Source organism: Lysobacter concretionis Ko07 = DSM 16239, from assembly GCF_000768345.1.
Taxonomy (GTDB): domain Bacteria; phylum Pseudomonadota; class Gammaproteobacteria; order Xanthomonadales; family Xanthomonadaceae; genus Novilysobacter; species Novilysobacter concretionis.
In genome coordinates this window covers 164,254-181,492 of the sequence record NZ_AVPS01000005.1, presented here as the reverse complement: position 1 = coordinate 181,492, position 17,239 = coordinate 164,254, and the positions used below count along the sequence as shown (strand labels likewise).

20 protein-coding genes and 1 tRNA gene are annotated in these 17,239 nt (G+C 67.7%); 6 read left to right on the top strand and 15 right to left on the bottom strand.

Annotated elements, in window-relative coordinates; genetic code table 11:
• Window positions 1-14 precede the first annotated feature (14 nt).
• The 4 genes from phaE (at window position 15) to N792_RS07250 (ending at window position 3,180) form a co-directional block, all read left to right on the top strand.
• Window positions 15-1,355 (top strand): class III poly(R)-hydroxyalkanoic acid synthase subunit PhaE, encoded by a 1,341-nt coding sequence (phaE, locus tag N792_RS07265; protein ID WP_052103645.1) that lies wholly within the window; start codon window positions 15-17, stop codon window positions 1,353-1,355.
• A gap of 1 nt (window position 1,356) precedes the next feature.
• Window positions 1,357-2,463 carry a class III poly(R)-hydroxyalkanoic acid synthase subunit PhaC gene (locus N792_RS07260; RefSeq protein ID WP_224743929.1) on the top strand — a complete coding sequence of 369 codons (1,107 nt, stop codon included), beginning with the start codon at window positions 1,357-1,359 and terminating at the stop codon, window positions 2,461-2,463.
• An 85-nt stretch (window positions 2,464-2,548) separates the two neighbouring features.
• Window positions 2,549-2,752 carry a PspC domain-containing protein gene (locus tag N792_RS07255; protein ID WP_036193807.1) on the top strand — a complete coding sequence of 68 codons (204 nt, stop codon included), beginning with the start codon at window positions 2,549-2,551 and terminating at the stop codon, window positions 2,750-2,752.
• A gap of 86 nt (window positions 2,753-2,838) precedes the next feature.
• Window positions 2,839-3,180: a hypothetical protein gene (locus N792_RS07250; RefSeq protein WP_052103769.1), complete on the top strand. Its 342-nt coding sequence runs from the start codon at window positions 2,839-2,841 to the stop codon at window positions 3,178-3,180.
• A 67-nt stretch (window positions 3,181-3,247) separates the two neighbouring features.
• Here N792_RS07250 and N792_RS07245 read toward each other — a convergent pair whose 3' ends face one another.
• The 15 genes from N792_RS07245 to N792_RS07175 all read right to left on the bottom strand — a co-directional run bounded on the left by N792_RS07245 (window position 3,248) and on the right by N792_RS07175 (window position 14,969).
• Entirely contained in the window at window positions 3,248-4,036 is a 789-nt protein-coding gene (locus tag N792_RS07245) for an NRDE family protein (RefSeq protein WP_036193804.1), read from the bottom strand.
• 142 nt (window positions 4,037-4,178) lie between these two features.
• Window positions 4,179-4,265 (bottom strand) — tRNA-Leu (locus N792_RS07240).
• Between the two features lie 65 nt (window positions 4,266-4,330).
• The gene (locus N792_RS07235) at window positions 4,331-5,542 is read right to left on the bottom strand and encodes a cytochrome P450 (protein WP_084105516.1); all 1,212 of its coding nucleotides are present in this window, start codon (window positions 5,540-5,542) and stop codon (window positions 4,331-4,333) included.
• 151 nt (window positions 5,543-5,693) lie between these two features.
• Window positions 5,694-6,287, bottom strand: coding sequence for a cysteine dioxygenase family protein (locus tag N792_RS07230; protein ID WP_036193802.1), 594 nt, complete (start codon window positions 6,285-6,287; stop codon window positions 5,694-5,696).
• A 60-nt stretch (window positions 6,288-6,347) separates the two neighbouring features.
• Window positions 6,348-7,481, bottom strand: coding sequence for a homoserine O-acetyltransferase MetX (metX, locus tag N792_RS07225; RefSeq protein ID WP_036193801.1), 1,134 nt, complete (start codon window positions 7,479-7,481; stop codon window positions 6,348-6,350).
• A gap of 27 nt (window positions 7,482-7,508) precedes the next feature.
• Window positions 7,509-8,510, bottom strand: a complete 1,002-nt coding sequence (locus N792_RS07220) for a tetratricopeptide repeat protein (protein WP_036193799.1) — start codon at window positions 8,508-8,510, stop codon at window positions 7,509-7,511.
• A complete protein-coding gene (locus N792_RS07215; protein WP_052103643.1) occupies window positions 8,510-9,016 on the bottom strand; it encodes a cytochrome c-type biogenesis protein in 507 nt (168 codons plus the stop codon). The genes N792_RS07220 and N792_RS07215 overlap by 1 nt, the downstream gene beginning before the upstream one ends.
• Window positions 9,013-9,489, bottom strand: a complete 477-nt coding sequence (locus N792_RS07210; RefSeq protein ID WP_232219999.1) for a DsbE family thiol:disulfide interchange protein — start codon at window positions 9,487-9,489, stop codon at window positions 9,013-9,015. Before N792_RS07210 ends, N792_RS07215 begins: the two co-directional genes overlap by 4 nt.
• Before the next feature lie 92 nt (window positions 9,490-9,581).
• Window positions 9,582-11,522 (bottom strand): heme lyase CcmF/NrfE family subunit, encoded by a 1,941-nt coding sequence (locus N792_RS07205; protein WP_036193797.1) that lies wholly within the window; start codon window positions 11,520-11,522, stop codon window positions 9,582-9,584.
• Between the two features lie 2 nt (window positions 11,523-11,524).
• The gene (gene ccmE / locus N792_RS07200; protein ID WP_052103638.1) at window positions 11,525-12,028 is read right to left on the bottom strand and encodes a cytochrome c maturation protein CcmE; all 504 of its coding nucleotides are present in this window, start codon (window positions 12,026-12,028) and stop codon (window positions 11,525-11,527) included.
• On the bottom strand, window positions 12,025-12,267 hold the full coding sequence (ccmD, locus tag N792_RS14355; protein WP_036193796.1) for a heme exporter protein CcmD: 243 nt from the start codon (window positions 12,265-12,267) through the stop codon (window positions 12,025-12,027). The genes ccmE and ccmD overlap by 4 nt, the downstream gene beginning before the upstream one ends.
• The gene (gene ccmC / locus N792_RS07190) at window positions 12,264-13,034 is read right to left on the bottom strand and encodes a heme ABC transporter permease CcmC (protein ID WP_036193795.1); all 771 of its coding nucleotides are present in this window, start codon (window positions 13,032-13,034) and stop codon (window positions 12,264-12,266) included. Before ccmC ends, ccmD begins: the two co-directional genes overlap by 4 nt.
• 5 nt (window positions 13,035-13,039) lie before the next feature.
• Window positions 13,040-13,729 (bottom strand): heme exporter protein CcmB, encoded by a 690-nt coding sequence (gene ccmB / locus N792_RS07185; protein ID WP_036193793.1) that lies wholly within the window; start codon window positions 13,727-13,729, stop codon window positions 13,040-13,042.
• The gene (gene ccmA, locus N792_RS07180) at window positions 13,726-14,409 is read right to left on the bottom strand and encodes a heme ABC exporter ATP-binding protein CcmA (protein ID WP_052103636.1); all 684 of its coding nucleotides are present in this window, start codon (window positions 14,407-14,409) and stop codon (window positions 13,726-13,728) included. Before ccmA ends, ccmB begins: the two co-directional genes overlap by 4 nt.
• Window positions 14,410-14,483: 74 nt before the next feature.
• Entirely contained in the window at window positions 14,484-14,969 is a 486-nt protein-coding gene (locus tag N792_RS07175) for a DUF3293 domain-containing protein (protein ID WP_036193791.1), read from the bottom strand.
• 200 nt (window positions 14,970-15,169) lie between these two features.
• Here N792_RS07175 and N792_RS07170 point away from each other — a divergent pair, with 200 nt between their 5' ends.
• Complete coding sequence (locus N792_RS07170) at window positions 15,170-16,318, top strand: pyridoxal phosphate-dependent aminotransferase (protein WP_036193976.1); 1,149 nt, start codon at window positions 15,170-15,172, stop codon at window positions 16,316-16,318.
• A 97-nt stretch (window positions 16,319-16,415) separates the two neighbouring features.
• Window positions 16,416-17,213: an amidohydrolase gene (locus N792_RS07165; RefSeq protein WP_036193789.1), complete on the top strand. Its 798-nt coding sequence runs from the start codon at window positions 16,416-16,418 to the stop codon at window positions 17,211-17,213.
• The last annotated feature ends 26 nt before the right edge of the window (window positions 17,214-17,239 follow it).

The window sequence follows — 17,239 nt, the reverse complement described above, 5'->3', positions numbered from 1 at the left end:
CTTGGGAGAGTGGAATGGCCAATCACGGTTTCGGCATGGGCGGCTTTCCGCCCGAAGGTTTCGGTAGCGGTAGCGACGACTTCGCCTCGCTGGCGCGGCAGTACTGGAGTCGCTGGGGCGAGATGATGCGCGGCGAAACGGCGCCCGCATCCGCGCCGGGATTTTCGACAGCGGGCTTTCCGGGCAGCGGATTCCCCGGATTTTCCGATGCCGGCCATGCAGGTGCCGGCCCGTCGGCCGGAACCGCCGGCGCGATGCCCGGTTGGAACGAGGCGCTGGCGTGGTGGTCGCAACTCGCCCGCGGAGGCAGCCAACCTGCCGATACCGCGGTTGAGCGCTTCAACGCGCAGGCGCGGGGCTGGTACGCACAGATGCAGCAACTGGCGGCGCAGTTCGCCGGTCAGAACGCCAGCGCAGCCGATGTCGCCAAGGCCTGGAAGCAGGCCTTTGGTAGCACTGGCGGCAACCCGTTCGCCGAGGCCTTGCGTGGGATGCAGGGGCCGGGCCAGCACGGTTTCGAGCAGTGGTTCGCGCAGGCTGCGCCGTGGCTGGAGCAGATGCAGCGTGAGGGCCGGTCTTGGCTGGACACGCCGGCACTGGGCTTCACCCGCGAGCATCAGCAGCGCTGGCAGCAGCTGGCAGCAGCCATGCAGGATTACCAGCAGCAGGACAAGAGCTACCAGGCGTTGCTGGCCGAGGCGATGCAGGACGCGTTCAAGCGTTTCGAGGAGAAGCTCGCGGCTTGCAGCGAGCCGGGCCGGCAACTGGAATCGACCCGCGCGCTGTTCGACCTGTGGATCGATGCAGCCGAGGAGGCATATGCCGAGATCGCGCTGTCGCCGCGGTTCCGCGACGCCTATGGCGCGCTGGTGAATGCGCAGATGCGTCTGCGCGCGGCGGTGCAGCGTGAGGTCGAGCAGGCCGGCGAGGCGATGGGCGTGCCGACACGCACCGAGGTCGATGCCGCGCATCGCAAGATCGCGCAACTGGAACGCGATCTGCGGCGCTTGCGCGATCGACTGGACGGTGCGGCGCCGAAGCCGCCACCGGCTTCCGGCCCTGGTGACGGTGGGCGAGCGCGCGCGCCGCGGACGAAGGCTGCCACCGGCAAGCCTGCGGCGAAAGCCGCGACGAAAGTTTCGTCAAAAACGGCTGCAAAAGCGGTCTCCCGACCGGCATCGAAGCAGCCCGCACCCGCCGCCAAGGCCACGAAAAACACGTCAAAGCGCGGAGCCGCAAAACCGGTCCTGAAGAAAGCGTCCCCGACGAACAAGCCGGGCGCTTCGGCGGCAATGAAAAAATCCGCATCCGCAACACGTTCCGCGGTAGCCAATCCCACCGCGAAGGCACGCTGACATGGACAAGCCCCCGATGTTCGCCACCGGTCCCCTGAATTTCACCGCCGATGCGCTGGCACAGGAGGCCATGCAGGCGCAGGCCAAGCTGCGCGCCGGTCTCGATACCCTGCGCGAGGTCGACAACATCGACTACGGCGCGACGGCCAAGGAGGAAGTCTGGCGCGACGGCAAGGTCGTGCTGTACCGCTACCGCGGGACCACGCTGGAAGGCGGCCGCGCGCCGACGGCCAAGGTGCCGCTGCTGATCGCCTACGCGCTGGTCAACCGGCCCTACATGGTCGACCTGCAGCCGGACAAATCCATCGTGCGCGGGCTGCTGGCGCGCGGCGAGGACGTGTACATCCTCGACTGGGGCTACCCGGACCGTTCCGACCGCTACCTGGAGCTGGAGGACTACATCCAGCGCTACCTCGGTGGCGCGGTCGACCACATCCGCAGGGCCCATCATCTGGACGCGATCAACCTGCTCGGCATCTGCCAGGGCGGCGCGTTTTCGCTGTGCTACGCCGCGCTCAATCCCGGCAAGGTGCGCAACCTGGTGACCATGGTCACGCCGGTCGACTTCCATACCGACGACAACATGCTGGCCAACTGGGTGCGCGGGATCGATGTGGATGCGATGGTCGATGCGCTCGGCAACATCCCGGCCGACATGATGAATTTCACCTACCTCACGCTGAAGCCGTGGCGGCTGTTCGTGCAGAAGTACGTGGGCCTGGTCGACATCCTCGATGACCGGCAGGCGCTGGAGGATTTCCTGCGCATGGAGAACTGGATCTTCGACTCGCCCGACCAGGCCGGCGAAGCGTTCCGGCAGTTCGCCAAGCAGTTCTATCAGGCCAACGGATTCCTCAACGGCAGCATCCGCATCGGCGACCGCAACGTCGATCTGGCCCAGGTCGACATGCCGGTATTGAACGTGTTCGCCGAGCATGACCATCTGGTGCCGCCGGCCTCGTCCAAAGCGCTGGGTGGGCTGGTCGGCAGCGACGACTACAGCGAGCTGTCGTTCCGTGGCGGCCACATCGGCATCTACGTCTCCAGCCGTGCCCAGCGCGAGGTGCCGCAGGCGATCCACGACTGGCTGGCGCAGCGTTCCCGCTAGGCCGGCCATCACGCGTCGCTATCACGGCCGCGCGCTAGACTCGCGGGCGTTGCCCTCCGTTCACGCATACATCGATACCAACCGCATGGACCCTGCACCGCGCCCGTTCACCCGATCACGCAGTGACCGCATCATTGCCGGCGTCCTGGGCGGCATCGCGCAACGGTTCGGCTGGAGTTCGACCCTGCTGCGGGTGCTGTTTGTCCTCGTCTCCATCGCTTCCGCGGCCTTTCCCGGCATCGTGGTCTACCTGATCCTGTGGCTCCTGATGCCGGAAGAAAGCACCTGAGCGGCGTGTCCCGGCGTTCTCTCGCGGGATTGCTCGTCGGCGCGGCATGGACGTTGCCCAACACGCTCCTCGGCTTGCTGGCCGGCATGGCCGGCCTGCCGTTCGGCGCGCACGTGCATTGGCGGCGTGAGTATCCGGCACTGGTCTTTCATGGCTGGCCCTGGGGCCCGGGCGGCGCGCTGACTCTGGGCAACGTGATCATCCACACCGGCGACGATCTGGATGTTCCTTGCCTGACCTACGCGCACCGCGCTGGCCGGTGCGTCGATCCGCCGGTGCGCCTGGGCGATCACGAACGCGCCCATGTTTACCAATACATGGCGCTCGGTCCGCTGTTCCTGCCGTTGTATCTGCTATGCGGCGGGGTGAGCGTGCGCAACCGTTTCGAGCGCGCGGCGGACCGCTACGCGATGAGTGGCGAAGGGTAGTGGCCCTGGAGTGCGATGCACTGAAGCGGGTCGCTTATGGACCGCCACGGAAGGTCAGGCGTCGATGTCAGGTCGTCATGCGTTGCAACCAGGCGTCGGTGTCGCCGGTCGCGGTTCCGCTGGCGTCGAAGCGCCGTTCGACAAACCGGATCCCGTCATCGTCGACCAGCACCACGGTGCTGCAGCGCGTTCCGTAGAGTGCGTCGCGCACGAAGGGCGGTGACAGCCGACGTTCCAACTCAAGGCCGATGCCGGTATCGGGCAGCGATGCGTCCGGTGCCGGGGTGTCGTCGGCGAGCGCGCTGAGCAGTGCCGACACATCCGCCATCCCGGCATCACCCGCGGCTTCGGAGTGCAGCCAGTGCGCGAGGGCCTGGGTCGCCTGCGTGCTTTTCGGCCACGGCGCATCGAAGGCGCCGTTGGACATGGCATGCAGGCCGGGACTGATGGCGTGGGCGGAAAAGCGGGGGTGGTTGCTCGCAAACCAGCCAGACGACCCGTCCCACAGCACCAGGTTGAAGGGTGCGTACTCGGCGGCGCGCGGTTCCAGTGCCTGCCGCCAGTCGGCCGCCGTGGATTCTTTGCGGCTGAAATCCCTGACCAGCTCACCGCGCGAGCGGGGCATCGGCTGGCTGCCCAGTCCAACCCGCACGTTGGTCACCGCAGCCAGTCGGCCACGTCGCGAAACCATCAGCCAGCCGCCGCCGAGCTGCAGGTCGCGGCCGCCATACAGGTCGGGAAAGTCGGGATCCACCCCGGCCGGCGCGGCCGGCCGTGCATGAAGCTCGTCGCGATTGGCGATCAACGCCAGTCGGTAGCGCGGGTGGCAGTCCAGGGCGAAGGCGATCAGGCACATGGGCCAATGCTAGCCCTGCCGGAAGCGAACTGCCCGGCCAGATCCCGCGACGCCGGAAATGAGGTTGCCGGAAAATGAAGCCGCCAGAAATGAGGTGGTCAGAAACAACAAACCCGGCCGGAGCCGGGCAAGTCGTTGCTGATGGTGCCGAAGGTGGGACTCGAACCCACACGCTTTTAAGGGCGGCGGATTTTGAATCCGCTGCGTCTACCGATTCCGCCACTTCGGCCAGCGCGGAAGTATAGCCGAGCCGGGGCGCTGCGCTCCAGTGTTTTCCTGGATCGACTCGACAGGTCAGGACGTGATTTTCCCGACCTGCAACGGCAACGATGAAAAGCCGCTGGCCGGATAGACCGCCCTGCGCGGTTGCGTGCCGGGCACCAGCGCAATCCGGCGCTGTCGAAGCAGTTCTTCCATCAGGACCCGCAGCTCCAGGCGTGCCAGTGCGGCGCCCGGGCAGACGTGGATGCCGGCACCGTAGAGCAGGTTCAAGGAGGGATCGCGATCAAGGCGGAACTCGTCGGGGTCGCCAAAAACGGCCTCGTCGCGGTTGGCCGACGCCCACATCAGGGTGATGCGTGCGCCGGCGTCGAGCTGGCGCCCGCCGATCTCCACCGGCCGGGTGGTGATGCGGCGGGCGGAAATCAGCGGTGCGTGGATCCGCAGTATCTCGTCGATCGCAGCGGGCAGCTGTGCCGGTTGTTCGCGCAACTGCTGCTGGAGCTCCGGCCGGTCGGCCAGGTAATGGGCCAGGATTCCCACGCTCGCGGCGATCGTGCCCAGTTCGCCCACGGTCCAGTTGCGCAGGATGCTGACGATGACCTCGTCGCTCAATGCGCGGCCGTCGATCTGCTCGTGCAGCAGGCGGGTGGTGAGATCGTCGGGCGCGCGATCGCCGGCGTCGCGGCGGACGGCCAGCAACCGGCGGATGACGTGGTCGAACTCCAGCGCGATGAGTGCCATCGCAGGCCGGTCGCCGGCCAGCGTCGCCGCATGATTCCTGCGGATCCAGGCACGCAGGGGATCGTGCGTCGTGGCAGGCCAGCCGAGGAAGGCGCACTGGATCTGCAGGGCGTAATCCTGGGCGAACCTTTCGGCCAGATCGACATCCCCGTCGACCGGCAATCCGGCAACCAGGTGGGTGGCGATGGAGCGGCAGGCCGGTTCGAACGCGGCAATCCGCTGCCAATCGAAACAGGGTTCGATCAGTTTCCGGTAACCGGTGTGCTGCGGCGGATCCATGCCGTTGGGGACGGAGAGGTGGCTGGACACCGCATTGCTGAACGTCGCGTGGTCGTGCAGTGCCCGCGACACGTCCGCGTGGCGGAACAACGACCAGTGCAGGTATTCGCTGCGGGCCACCGGGCAGCGCCGGCGCATGCCGTCGTAGGCGGCGATCTGGTCGTCGAGCACGGTTGTGGAGCGGGGATCCCAGTCGTGCTTGTGGTCGTGCTCCTGCCCGGCACCGGGTTCAGGCCCAGGGCCCGGATGACGCACTTCATTCATGGCGATTCAACGGCCCGGAGTTTTCGGGCGGATGACGAGATGGGCGTATTAGCCCATGGATCGCCGGCGGGGCCGTTGATCCAGGTCACGCGAACGACCGGCGACTTGCGGTGCAGCGCATGGCGGCGAAGCTGGAAATGCAGGTGGGAAATCAGCTCGCCTGGTCGATCTTCAGCGCCTTGTCCGCACGCAGGAACCATTCGCCGTGGTCGGGCAGGAACATCGAGCACGCTTCCATCGCCGCCTTGTAGATGTGCACCGAGACGGCGATCTCGTCGCGGCTGCTGTTGCGGATGGCGTGGTACTCGTGCGGCGGGATCAGGCTGCCGGCGCTGCCGGGGCCGGCGATCATGCCGCCGGTGCCGCGGAACCGGAAGCGCTCACCATCCTGCTCCAGCAGCTCGTACTGGGTGATTTCCAGTCCGCCGTCCCAGACGCCCTCCACGCACCACAGGCCGCAGTGGTCGTGGATCGGGGTGCCTTGGCCGGGGCCCCACGTCATGGCGACGACGCTGTAGCCGTGCTCGGGGCTGCGGTAGATTTCACGACGGGCGTAATGGTCCTCGAGCGGTTCGAACACGCAGTCGGGCAGCTGGATGTCGCGGTCGCGGATCATCTGGCAGAGGCTGTTGCGCAGTGCGGCGGTGATTTCGTGCTCGTCGCCGAGGGCCACCGCCATGTCGAGGGCGCCGACGAGCTTGTCGCGGCCGGGGAAAACCATATCGGGCAAGGCTTGGATAGTCATCGCACAAGTCTAGCGCTTTGGCGTGTGGCAGGCCGGGCACCACGGTTGCGGTGCGTGCGGCTACAGGGTGTCGAGGAAACCCCTTACGGCGGGGCCGTAGCGGTCGAAGTCGACCAGGAAGGCATCGTGGCCCTGCGGCGATGGCATCGGCAGGCATTGTGCGTCGGCACCGCCTTCGCGCAGGCCGTCGGCGATTTCCTGTTGCTGCTGCAACGGGAACAGGATGTCGGTCTCGGCGCCGATCGCCAGTGCGCGTTCGATGTGGATCGCGGCCAGGCCGGCGCGGGTGTGCGCGCGGCTGTCGGTGCCGCGCTGTGCGCAGTGGTCGCCCAGGTCGAACCAGTCCATCGAGCGGCTGAGGTAGAGGTAGCAGTTGGGGTCGTACTGGCGGACGAAGCGGCGGGCATGCGCTTCCAGATAGCTTTCGACCTGGAACTCGAGCCCGAACGGTTCGTCGTCGCTGCGGTCGGAATCCAGCCGGACGCGGCCGAAGCGGCCGTCCCATTCCAGCGCGGAACGGTAGGTGATCACGCCGAGCTTGCGCGCCATCCGCATGCCCGATTCGGGGTAGTGCTCATCGTTGTAATCGCCGCCATTGAAGTTCGGGTCGAGCCGGATCGCCTCGCGCTGCAGCGAGCGGATCGCTATCGACCACGGCAAGGCGCGCGCCGCACCGGAGATGTTGATGTGGGTGCGCGCGATGCCAGGATGGCGGATCAGCATCGCCAGCGCGACCATGCCGCCCATCGAGTTGCCGACCAGGCAGGCGAGTTGCCCGATGCCCAGTTCCCGCACGACGTGGGCGATGGCGTCGGCACCGTCCTCGATCGACAGCTCGGGAAAGCTGAAACGGTACGGCGTGCCGGTGGCCGGGTCGATCGAGGCTGGGCCGGTGGAGCCCTTGCAACTGCCCAGCGGATTGGTGCAGACCACGTACCAGCGGTCGGTGTCGATCGGTTTGCCCGGCCCGACCATCGGCTCCCACCAGCCGGCGTCCGGATTGGCGGAGTTGGCGGCCATGTGCGCGTTCGGCGACAGCCCGGGCGCCACGAGCACCGCATTGTCGCGTGCGGCGTTGAGGGTGCCCCAGGTCTCGTAGGCAATGCGTGCGCCCTGCAACTCGCCGCCGCGTTTCATCGGGAACGGCGAGGGCAGGTCGATCCAGCGCGTGCCGGGAGGGATGAATTCGGTCATGGCGGCGCTCCGGCTGGCGTCCTGCGACTACTTGACGATGCGGTCGATCAGCAGCGCGGCAGCGACCTCGGGTGCGGCATCGACGAGCACCGGTGCGGATTCGAAATCACCGGGCTGTGCGCTGGCATCGCCACTGGCGGACACCCGCGCGCTGAGCTGGATCTTGTCGAGCTGCGACAACTTCATGGTCGGCATCAGGCTGTCACTGTCGTCCAGGGTGACAGTGAGCGGGAACCGCGCCGCCTGCAGTTTTTCGACCGCGACCGGCATCGGCGCGCCATCGGCCTGGCGGGCGATCACGAACACGCTGGCGCCATCGGGGTACTGCATCGCCAGCGCCGGGTCGAGCGACACGCTGACGGTGATCGTGACCGGGGATACGGCCGCGATCTCTTCCGGCAACGGTTCCAGTCCGGCGTCGGCGCGGGCGGCGTTGATCTGTGAGCGCAGGCTGGCGACGGTGGCCGGGTCGACCTGGCCCAGCAGCGGCTCCCAGGTCTTGACGGCCTCCGCCGGTTGCCCGGCCTGGCGCTGGGCGATGCCGAGGAACCAGCGGGCGCGCTGATGGTCGGGCTGCTGGTCCAGCGCATGACGCAGCATCGATACGGCTTCCTCGTCGAAGCGGCGGCCTTCGGCGGCCAGCGCGCGGGCCTCGGCGGCTTCGGTCAGGATGTCGGCGTCGTCGGGCGCGAGCTTCAGTGCGCGATCAAAAGCGTTGCCGGCGTCGGTCAGCTTGTTCTGCGCGACGTAGGCGCGGGCCAGCAAACGCCAGCCTTCGACCTGGTTGGGGTCGCGCTCCAGCTCGGCCTTCAGCTGGGTGATCGCATCGGCGAGGGTTTCCGGCACGGCGCGCTGGGCCGGGTCGAGTGCACGCGGCGTGCCGACCACGGTATAGAGCAGGCCGGAAGTGACACCGAGCAGGACGATCAGGCTTGCGCCCAGCACGGGCCTGGTGCGCCAGATCGGCTGCAGCACGTAGCCCAGTGCCAGCAGGGCCAGCACCACGCCGGCAATCACGAACGCGGACATCACCACTCCTGGTCTTCGTCTGGGGTGTTTTCGTCTGGGGTGTTTTTCTGGTGGCTGATGGATGATTGGCCGGCGCTGCGTTTGCGCACGATGTTGACCACCACCAGCCCACCGACCAGCAGCACCAGCCCGGGGCCGAACCACAGCAACCAGGTCTTGGGGTCGACCTGTGGGCGGTACAGCACGAACTCGCCGTAACGCGCGACCAGGTAATGCTTGACCTCCGCGTCGGTCTTGTCCTGCCGCATCAGCGTCAGCACTTCGTGCCGCAGGTCCTGCGCGATGGCGGCGTTGGAATCGGCCAGCGACTGGTTCTGGCATTTCACGCAGCGCAGTTCCGCGGTGAGCGCGTGGAAGCGGTCGGCCTCGGCCTGGTCGGTGAACTGCAACGGCGCCGGGTCCCTGGTCGCCTGCGCGAACGCGATACCCGGCAGCAGCAATGCGGCCAGCACGAGCAGCCAGAGAGTGCGCTTGATCCGTCCCGTGTTCGTCCGCTCGGCGTTCATTGGCCTGCCTCGATCCGGCTCAGCATCGGCAGCACTTCGTCGTCGATGATCTGCTGGCTGAGCGCGCCCACATGCTTCCAGCGCACGATGCCCTTGCCATCGACCAGGAAGGTTTCCGGCGCGCCGTAGATACCCCAGTCCAGCGCCTTGTCGCCGCTGTAGTCGGTCAGCACCAGCCAGTAGGAATTGCCGAACTGCTCCAGCCATCGCAATGCGTCGGCATGCTCGTCCTTGAGGTTGTAGCCGATCACGCGCACGCGCTTGGTCTCGGCGAACCGGGTCAGGACGGGATGCTCGATGCGGCATTCCGGGCACCAGCTGCCCCAGACGTTCATCAGGTAGGGCTGGCCAAGCAGTTCCTGCGAAGAGACCAGCCGGCCCGGCTCGTGCAGTACCGGCAGCTCGAAAGCCGGTGCCGGTTTGCCGATCAGCGGCGAGGGGAGGGCTTCGCGATCCTGGTTGCGGCTCAGCATCACGCCGGCCAGCAGCAGAGCGGCGAGCAGGCCGAAGCCCACCAGCGGCAGCCAGCGTGCGAGCGTGCTTCGCGAGTTTTTGGCAGCGGGACTCATCGGGCGGTCTCCGGCCCGGCAGGCGATGCGGGCGTGCGACGGAAACGCTTGTCGGTCGCGGTCACCAGCCCCCCGAGCATCATCAGGATCGCGCCGGCCCAGACCCAGCGCACGAACGGCTTGATCTGCACCCGCAACGCCCAGGCATCGCCGCCGAGCGACTCGCCGACGGCGACGTACAGGTCACGGGTGACACCGCTGATGATGGCGGCCTCGGTCATGACCTGGCCTCCGCTGGCATACGCGCGCTTCTCGGGATGCAGCACGGTCAGCGGCTTGCCGTCGGCGAACACCTGCACGGTGCCGTAGCTGGCCTGGTAGTTCGGGCCCTGGCGCATCGCCACGCCGTCGAAACGGAACGAGTAGTCGCCCAGCTCGATCGTCTGCCCGGGCTTCACCGCGACTTCGTGCTGCTGCTGCAGGCCTTCCACCAGCAGGGCGCCGACCAGAAAGACCGCCACCCCCAGGTGGGCGAGGGTCATGCCCAACATCTCGGCGGTGAGGCGGGTGCCGGTGCCCTTGAACCGCGTCCACACAAAACGCAGGGTGCCCAGGCCGACCCAGACCGCGCCGAACACGCCGGCGGCCACCTTCCAGGCGCCTTGCGGGGCGAGGAAGAACGCGATGACCGCGGCGACCAGCGCCACGCCGGCCCACGGCAGCAGCATCGCCAGCGGCCGCGAAGCCTGGTCGCGCTGCCAGCGGGTCAGCGGGCCGAGTGGCAGCAGCAACACCAGCGGCGCCATCAGCAGGGTGAACAGCAACGCGAAATAGGGCGGCCCGACCGAGATCTTGCCCAGCTCCAGCGCATCGGCCAGCAGCGGGTACAAGGTGCCCAGCAGGACCATCGCGCAGGCGGTCGACAGCAGCAGGTTGTTGGCCAGCAGCAGGGTCTCGCGCGAGTACGCGGCGAATGGCTTGCCATCGGCCTCGCCCGGCGACCGCAGCGCGTACAGCACCAGCGAGCCGCCGATCACGATGCCCAGGAAGATCAGGATGAACAGGCCGCGCGCCGGATCGGCGGCGAACGCGTGCACGCTGGTCAGCACGCCCGAGCGCACCAGGAAGGTGCCCAGCAGCGACAACGAGAAGGTCGCGATGGCCAGCAGCAGGGTCCAGCCACGGAAACTGCCGCGTTTCTCGGTGACCGCCTGCGAGTGCAGCAGCGCTGCACCTGCCAGCCACGGCATGAAGCTCGCGTTTTCGACCGGATCCCAGAACCACCAGCCGCCCCAGCCCAGCTCGTAATACGCCCACCAGCTGCCCAGCGCGATGCCGAGGGTGAGGAACGCCCAGGCGATGTTGGTCCACGGCCGCGTCCAGCGCAGCCAGCGCGTATCGACCTTGCCGTCCAGCAACGCGGCGATGGCGAAGGCGAACGGCACCGAGAAGCCCACGTAGCCGATGTACAGCATCGGCGGGTGGATGATCATCCCCGGGTCCTGCAGCAGCGGGTTGAGGTCGCGGCCTTCGATGGCCGCCGGCAACAGGCGCTCGAACGGATTGCTGGTGAAGATCAGGAACGCCAGGAAGCCGATGCTGACGATGCCCATGACCCCCAGCACGCGCGCGATCACCGGCATCGGCAGGCGCTGCGAGAAGTGCGCGACGGCGCCCGTCCACAGCGCCAGCACCGCCGCCCATAGCAGCAGCGAGCCTTCGTGCGCGCCCCAGACGGCGGTATAGCGGTAGCCGACCGGCAGCAGCGAGTTGGAGTTCTCGGCGACGTAGCGCAACGAGAAGTCCTGGCTGACGAAGCCCAGGGTGAGCACCACGAAGGCGAACCCGACCAGCGCCAGTTGGGCGTAGGCGGCCGGCCGGGCGACCGCCATCCAGGCGCCGATGTTGCGGTGCGCGCCCGCCATCGGCAGGACCGCCTGCAGCATGGCGACCAGCAGGGCGAGGATCAGGGCGATCTGGCCGAGTTCGGGCAGCATCGTTATCGGCCCGCCGCCGGCGCGTCCGTGGACGCTGCATCGGTGGCGCGCTCATCCACGTCGTGCTTCTGGTGCGCGGCGCCCATCTTGTCGGCGACTTCCTTGGGCATGTAGGTCTCGTCGTGCTTGGCCAGCACTTCCTCGGCGACGAAGCGGCTGCCGTCCATGCGACCGGTCGCGATGACCGCCTGGTTCTCGCGGAACAGGTCCGGAAGGATGCCGGTGTAGACCACGGGCATCACGGCGTCGCCGTCGGTGACGGTGAAGCGGGACTCCAGCGACCCTTCCGTACGCTGCAGCGAGTCGGCCGCGACCATCCCGCCCAGCCGGAAGCGGGCCTGTCCGGAGGCGACGTCGGGCCCGGCCTCGCCACTGAGGACTTCGTTGGGGGTGTACAGATAGGCCACGTTGCGCTGCAGGGCCATGGCTACCAGAGTGGCGGCGATGGCAGCGGCGACCACCAGGGCCAGGACCCAGATCAGGCGGCGGCGTCGAATCGGATTCATCGGGTCAACTCGTTGGAATGGGGTGGCTGGGTTTCCGACGTGGTCCCAGTCGTGCCCTCGGGCGTATTGGCGGCCGGGCTGCCGGGAGTCCCGGTTCCAGGCCGTGAGGATTGGCGGGCGGCACGACGGCGGGCGTTGCGCAGTTCACGACCGATCTGCAGGCGGCTGGCGAAGAACTCCCACCCCAGCACCAGCACGAAGATGGCGTAGCCGGCGATCACGTAGTTGAGGTAGCTCACGACGCGTCACTCCGTGCGCCGGCCTTGCCCGTCGCCAGCGCCGTGACCCAGACCTTGCCCGATTCGCGCCGCAGGTTGTCGGCGCGGGCGCGCACGAGCAGCGCGCCGATGAACCACAGCTTGGTCCCCACCAGCATCCAGATCAGTGGCTGGACCATGCTCGGGTCCATCGTCGACTCGCCCAGCAGGCGGATCGTCTGGCCCTGGTGCAGCGAGTTCCACCACACCACCGAGTACCGGATGATCGGCAGCAGCACCACGCCGACGATGGCCAGCAGGCCGGCCGCGCGGGCGGCGGCGCGGCGGTCGTCGATCGCGTTGTACAGGCCGATCACGCCCAGGTAGAGGAACAGCAGGATCAGCTCGGTGGTCAGGCGCGGGTCCCAGTCCCACCAGGTGCCCCACATCGGCTTGCCCCAGATTGCACCGGTCAGCAGGGTGATCAGGGTGAAGCCGGCGCCGATCGGCGCGCAGGCCATCGCGAGGATCTCGCACAGCTTGATCCGCCAGATCAACGCGATCGCCGCGTAGAACGCCATCAGCCCGAATACCGCCAGGCTCATCCAGGCGCTGGGCACGTGGATGTACAGGATGCGGAAGCTGTCGCCTTGCTGGTAGTCGGCCGGCACCACGAACAGGGCGCCGTACATGCCCCAGGCCATGACGGCCAGGCCCAGGGCGTAAGCCCAGGGAGCCCAGCGGGCGGCGAAACGATCGAAATGGGGTGGGGAGCCCAGTTTGTGGAACCACAGGACGATGGGATTCATACGCCTCAATTCAGAGCAATCCGGATCGCCGCCGCTGCCGCCAAGGGCGCCAATACCAGCGCAACGACCAGCCCGGCACCCAGCAGCAGCAGCGCGCCGATCGGATCCAGTCCCTGGGCCGATGCGGCCACGCTGCCGGCACCGAACACCAGTACGGGCACATACAGGGGCAGCGCGAGCAGCGCGACAAGTATACCGGAGCGACGCATCCCCACGGTCAGCGCGGCGACCACCGCACCGAGCAGGCTGAGCAGCGGTGTGCCCAGTGCCAGCGAGGCCATCAGCACCGGAAACTGCCCGCGCGGCAGGTGCATCAACTCGGCCAGGAACGGCGTCGCGATCAGCAGGGGCAGGGCGGTGGTTGCCCAGTGCATGAACGTGCGGACCCCGACCAGCCAGCCCAGCGGCACCGGCGCCAGCATCCACTGCTCCAGCGAGCCGTCCTCGGCATCGCCACGGAACAGGGTGTCCAGCGAGAGCAGGCCGGCCAGCAGCACGGCGACCCACAGCACGGCGGCGGCGACCTTTGCCAGGGTGTCGGCCTCGCCGCCCAGCGCCAATGCGAACAGCACCACGACCAGCAGCGCGAACAGAGCCGGCTGCAACGCATCGCCGCGGCGGCGCCACAGCAATCGCAGGTCGCGCAACAGCAGGGCCTTGGCCGAACCGATCAGGCCGGGCAGGGCGGCGCTCATGCCGATGCCTCCACACCCGCTCCATCCGTACTGGTCATGCCCGCAGCCGCCAGAGCCAGCATCCGGGTCCGCACCGGCGGTGCGGCGTAAGCACCGTGGGTCGTCACCAGCGCGGCACCGCCGCTGCGCAGGTGGGCCTGGATCATCCGGTTGACCAGTTCGATGCCTTCCAGATCGAGGTTCGCGTACGGCTCGTCGAGCAGCCACAGCGGCGCCGGCGACAGCCACAGCCGCGCCAGCGAAAGGCGTTTCTTCTGCCCGGCGGAAAGCTGCCGCGCCAGGGCGTCCTCGTAACCGGCCAGGCCGACGATGGCCAGCGCATTGACCGGGATCTGATTGCGTCGCCGGCCCTGCAGGCCGCACAGGAAATCCAGGTTTTCCAGCGCCCCCAGATCGGCCTTGAAGCCGGGCAGGTGGCCCATGTAGGCGATGGCGCGTGCGCGTCGTGCGGCATGCGCGCGCTGGCCGTCGATATCGACCTCGCCGCCATCGGCCCGCAACAGGCCCGCCAGCACCCTCAACAAGGTGGTCTTGCCCGCGCCATTGCCGCCTTGCACCAGCAGGGCCTCGCCGGCATCAACGGAAAAATCGAGCGGGCCGAACACGGGCTCGTCATTGCGCGCAAAGCTCAGTCCGCGGGCGGCCAGCAGGGGCGGGGTGGATCGGTCGTCAGGAGTCATCGGCAGGCGCGTGGGCCAACAGGACACGAAACGCCCATGTTACGCGTCGGCGCGCCTCTTCATCAGCCTGGATGTCATCGACTCCCCATCCAGTCGATGCAGGCAGCGTTGGAGTCGTCGTCTGCGTCGGAGGAAGGCTCCATCAGCATCCGCAGCCGGACCGGCTCGCCCCGTCGCCAGGCCAGTATCGCGGCCTGGCCGAATTCGATCGCCAGCCGATCGCTGGTGTCGCCATCGAGGTCGGCCAGCAGCCAGCCGGGCTCACGCCACTGTCCGTCCGGACTTTCCGCCCAGGCCGGCAGGCGCGCGGCACGGTAGCGGTCGATCTGCGCCAGCAGCAGGGCATCGGCGGCCGCATTGGCGGTGTCCGAACGCGGTTCCGAGGCGGGGTTCCAGGCGGTGATGAACACGTAGCGCTCGGCCGGCCAGTACGCCTCCAGATCGGTCGCGGGCTGGCCGACCTGCAGCAGCAGGGTGTCGCCATCCAGCACCGCGGCATAGCGGGCGGCGGCGTAGGCGGCGGCCAGTTCGACGGCGTTGACGACGGTGAGCTCGCGCATGCGTTGAAGTGTCTGGCGGACGGGGGCGGCGTGCAAGTCCGCCGGTCGGGTTTTGCGTTTCTTTTCAAACACCTGCAGGGCAGCTTCACGAGGATGGCTTCGCCGGGGGCGCTCGCGGGTGAGCGGTATTTCGTAGACTCACGGACTCCCCAGCTTCCGGCCGACTCCCGATGACATCCGCCCGCACCGCGCAATCGCCCATCCCCCTGCAGACCAAGTTGCCCAAGGTCGGCACCACGATCTTCACCGTGATGTCGCAGCTGGCCGCCGAGCACGGCGCGGTCAACCTGGGCCAGGGCTTTCCCGATTTCGACGCGCCGGCTCGACTGGTGGATGCGCTGGCGAAGGCGATGCGCGACGGTCATAACCAGTACGCGCCGATGAGCGGCATTCCGGCATTGCGCGAGGCGATCGCGGCGAAAACCGAGCGCTGCTACGGCTACCGCCCCGACGTCGATGCGGAGATCACCGTCACCTCCGGTGGCAGCGAGGCGATTTTCGATGCCGTGCATGCGGTGGTGCGACCGGGTGAGGAAGTGATCGTGCTCGACCCGTGCTACGACTGTTACGAGCCGGCGATCGAGCTGGCGGGCGGTGTCGCCGTGCACGTGCCGCTGGACCCGCAGACCTTCGCGCCGGACTGGGATCTGATCCGCCGGGCGATCACGCCGAAGACGCGGATGCTGATGATCAACAGCCCGCACAACCCGTCCGGCGCGACGCTCGGTGCCGACGACATCGCACAGCTGACCGCCCTGCTGCGCGGTACCGACATCCTGCTGCTGTCGGACGAGGTGTACGAGCACATCGTGTTCGATGGGGCGCGTCACGAGTCGGTGTTGCGTTACCCGGAGCTGCGCGAACGCGCCTTCGTGATTTCCAGTTTCGGCAAGACCTACCACTGCACCGGCTGGAAGGTCGGCTACTGCGTCGCGCCGCCGGCGCTGAGCGCCGAGTTCCGCAAGGTGCACCAGTACAACACCTTCTGCACCTTCGCCCCCGCGCAGTACGCCTTCGCCGAGATGATCCGCGACGAGCCGGAGCACTACCTGGAGCTGGGTGCGTTCTACCAGCCCATGCGCGACCGCTTCCAGGAGCAGTTGCTGACCACCCGCTTCAAGCCGCTGCCGGTGCCGGGCGGGTACTTCCAGCTGGTCGACTACTCCGCCGTCAGCGATCTGGACGACGCCGAATTCTGCCGCTGGCTGGCGGTGGAACACGGCGTGGCCGCGATCCCGCTGTCGCCGTTCTACGGCACGCCGCCGAAGGGCCAGCGCCTCGTCCGGCTGTGTTTCGCCAAGAGCGAGGCGACCCGCGACGCCGCCATCGAGCGCCTGCGGAAGTTGTAACCCCTCGCCGGTTTTGTTGCGATACGCCCGGCCTCCCGCCGGGGTATTCCGAGGCACCGGTTCTGCAAAGAGATTCCTCCCAACCTGTTGGTGAACCATGAGCAACCTTCGTATTTCCCTGATCCAGGGCGCGACCCTCTGGCACGATCCGGCCGGCAACCGTGACTATTACGGCGGGTTGATGTCCTCGCTGCGCGGCCTGACCGATCTGGTGGTGCTGCCGGAAACCTTCACCAGCGGCTTCTCCAACGAGGCCATCACCGATGCCGAGACGATGGACGGCGAGACGGTGGCCTGGCTCCGCGAGCAGGCCGCCCGCCTGGACGCTGCGGTGACCGGCAGCGTGCAGATCCGCGACGGCGACCGGGTGGTCAACCGGATGCTGTTCGCCAAGCCCGACGGCGAGCTGCACCACTACGACAAGCGCCACCTGTTCCGCTATGCCGACGAGCACAAGCGCTACGCCGCCGGCCGCGACCGGATCACGGTGGAGTGGAAGGGTTGGCGGATCTGCCCGCTGGTCTGCTACGACCTGCGTTTCCCGGTGTTCTCGCGCAACCGGTTCGATGTCGAGCGCGCCGGCCAGCCGGATTACGACCTCGCGCTGTACGTCGCCAACTGGCCGGCCGCCCGTGCCCACGCGTGGAAAACCCTGTTGCGCGCCCGCGCGATCGAGAACCTGTGCTATGTCGCCGGCGTCAACCGCGTGGGCATCGACGGCAACAACCTGTCGTATGCGGGTGACAGCTCGGTGATCGACTACTTAGGCGATGCGCTGAGCGAATGCACCGACTCGGAAATGGTCACCACCACGACTTTGTTGTCGGCCGGACTGAGGGCGCATCGCGAGCATTTCCCGGCGATGCTGGACGGAGATACGTTCGAGATTACGTGAGCCATCCGGCGCAATGCGCTTTGCTT

Bases quoted from the DNA above. Each gene is read 5' to 3' on its own strand.
- phaE (WP_052103645.1), top strand. From the start codon at position 15: ATGGCCAATCACGGTTTCGGCATGGGCGGCTTTCCGCCCGAAGGTTTC.
- N792_RS07245 (WP_036193804.1), bottom strand. From the start codon at position 4,036: ATGTGCCTGATCGCCTTCGCCCTGGACTGCCACCCGCGCTACCGACTG.
- N792_RS07210 (WP_232219999.1), bottom strand. From the start codon at position 9,489: ATGCTGAGCCGCAACCAGGATCGCGAAGCCCTCCCCTCGCCGCTGATC.
- ccmC (WP_036193795.1), bottom strand. From the start codon at position 13,034: ATGAATCCCATCGTCCTGTGGTTCCACAAACTGGGCTCCCCACCCCAT.
- ccmA (WP_052103636.1), bottom strand. From the start codon at position 14,409: ATGACTCCTGACGACCGATCCACCCCGCCCCTGCTGGCCGCCCGCGGA.
- N792_RS07220 (WP_036193799.1), bottom strand. From the start codon at position 8,510: ATGTCCGCGTTCGTGATTGCCGGCGTGGTGCTGGCCCTGCTGGCACTG.
- N792_RS07175 (WP_036193791.1), bottom strand. From the start codon at position 14,969: ATGCGCGAGCTCACCGTCGTCAACGCCGTCGAACTGGCCGCCGCCTAC.
- N792_RS07205 (WP_036193797.1), bottom strand. From the start codon at position 11,522: ATGCTGCCCGAACTCGGCCAGATCGCCCTGATCCTCGCCCTGCTGGTC.
- N792_RS07215 (WP_052103643.1), bottom strand. From the start codon at position 9,016: ATGAACGCCGAGCGGACGAACACGGGACGGATCAAGCGCACTCTCTGG.
- N792_RS07235 (WP_084105516.1), bottom strand. From the start codon at position 5,542: ATGAATGAAGTGCGTCATCCGGGCCCTGGGCCTGAACCCGGTGCCGGG.
- metX (WP_036193801.1), bottom strand. From the start codon at position 7,481: ATGACCGAATTCATCCCTCCCGGCACGCGCTGGATCGACCTGCCCTCG.
- N792_RS07230 (WP_036193802.1), bottom strand. From the start codon at position 6,287: ATGACTATCCAAGCCTTGCCCGATATGGTTTTCCCCGGCCGCGACAAG.
- N792_RS07255 (WP_036193807.1), top strand. From the start codon at position 2,549: ATGGACCCTGCACCGCGCCCGTTCACCCGATCACGCAGTGACCGCATC.
- N792_RS07165 (WP_036193789.1), top strand. From the start codon at position 16,416: ATGAGCAACCTTCGTATTTCCCTGATCCAGGGCGCGACCCTCTGGCAC.
- N792_RS07260 (WP_224743929.1), top strand. From the start codon at position 1,357: ATGGACAAGCCCCCGATGTTCGCCACCGGTCCCCTGAATTTCACCGCC.
- N792_RS07250 (WP_052103769.1), top strand. From the start codon at position 2,839: ATGGCCGGCCTGCCGTTCGGCGCGCACGTGCATTGGCGGCGTGAGTAT.
- ccmB (WP_036193793.1), bottom strand. From the start codon at position 13,729: ATGAGCGCCGCCCTGCCCGGCCTGATCGGTTCGGCCAAGGCCCTGCTG.
- ccmE (WP_052103638.1), bottom strand. From the start codon at position 12,028: ATGAATCCGATTCGACGCCGCCGCCTGATCTGGGTCCTGGCCCTGGTG.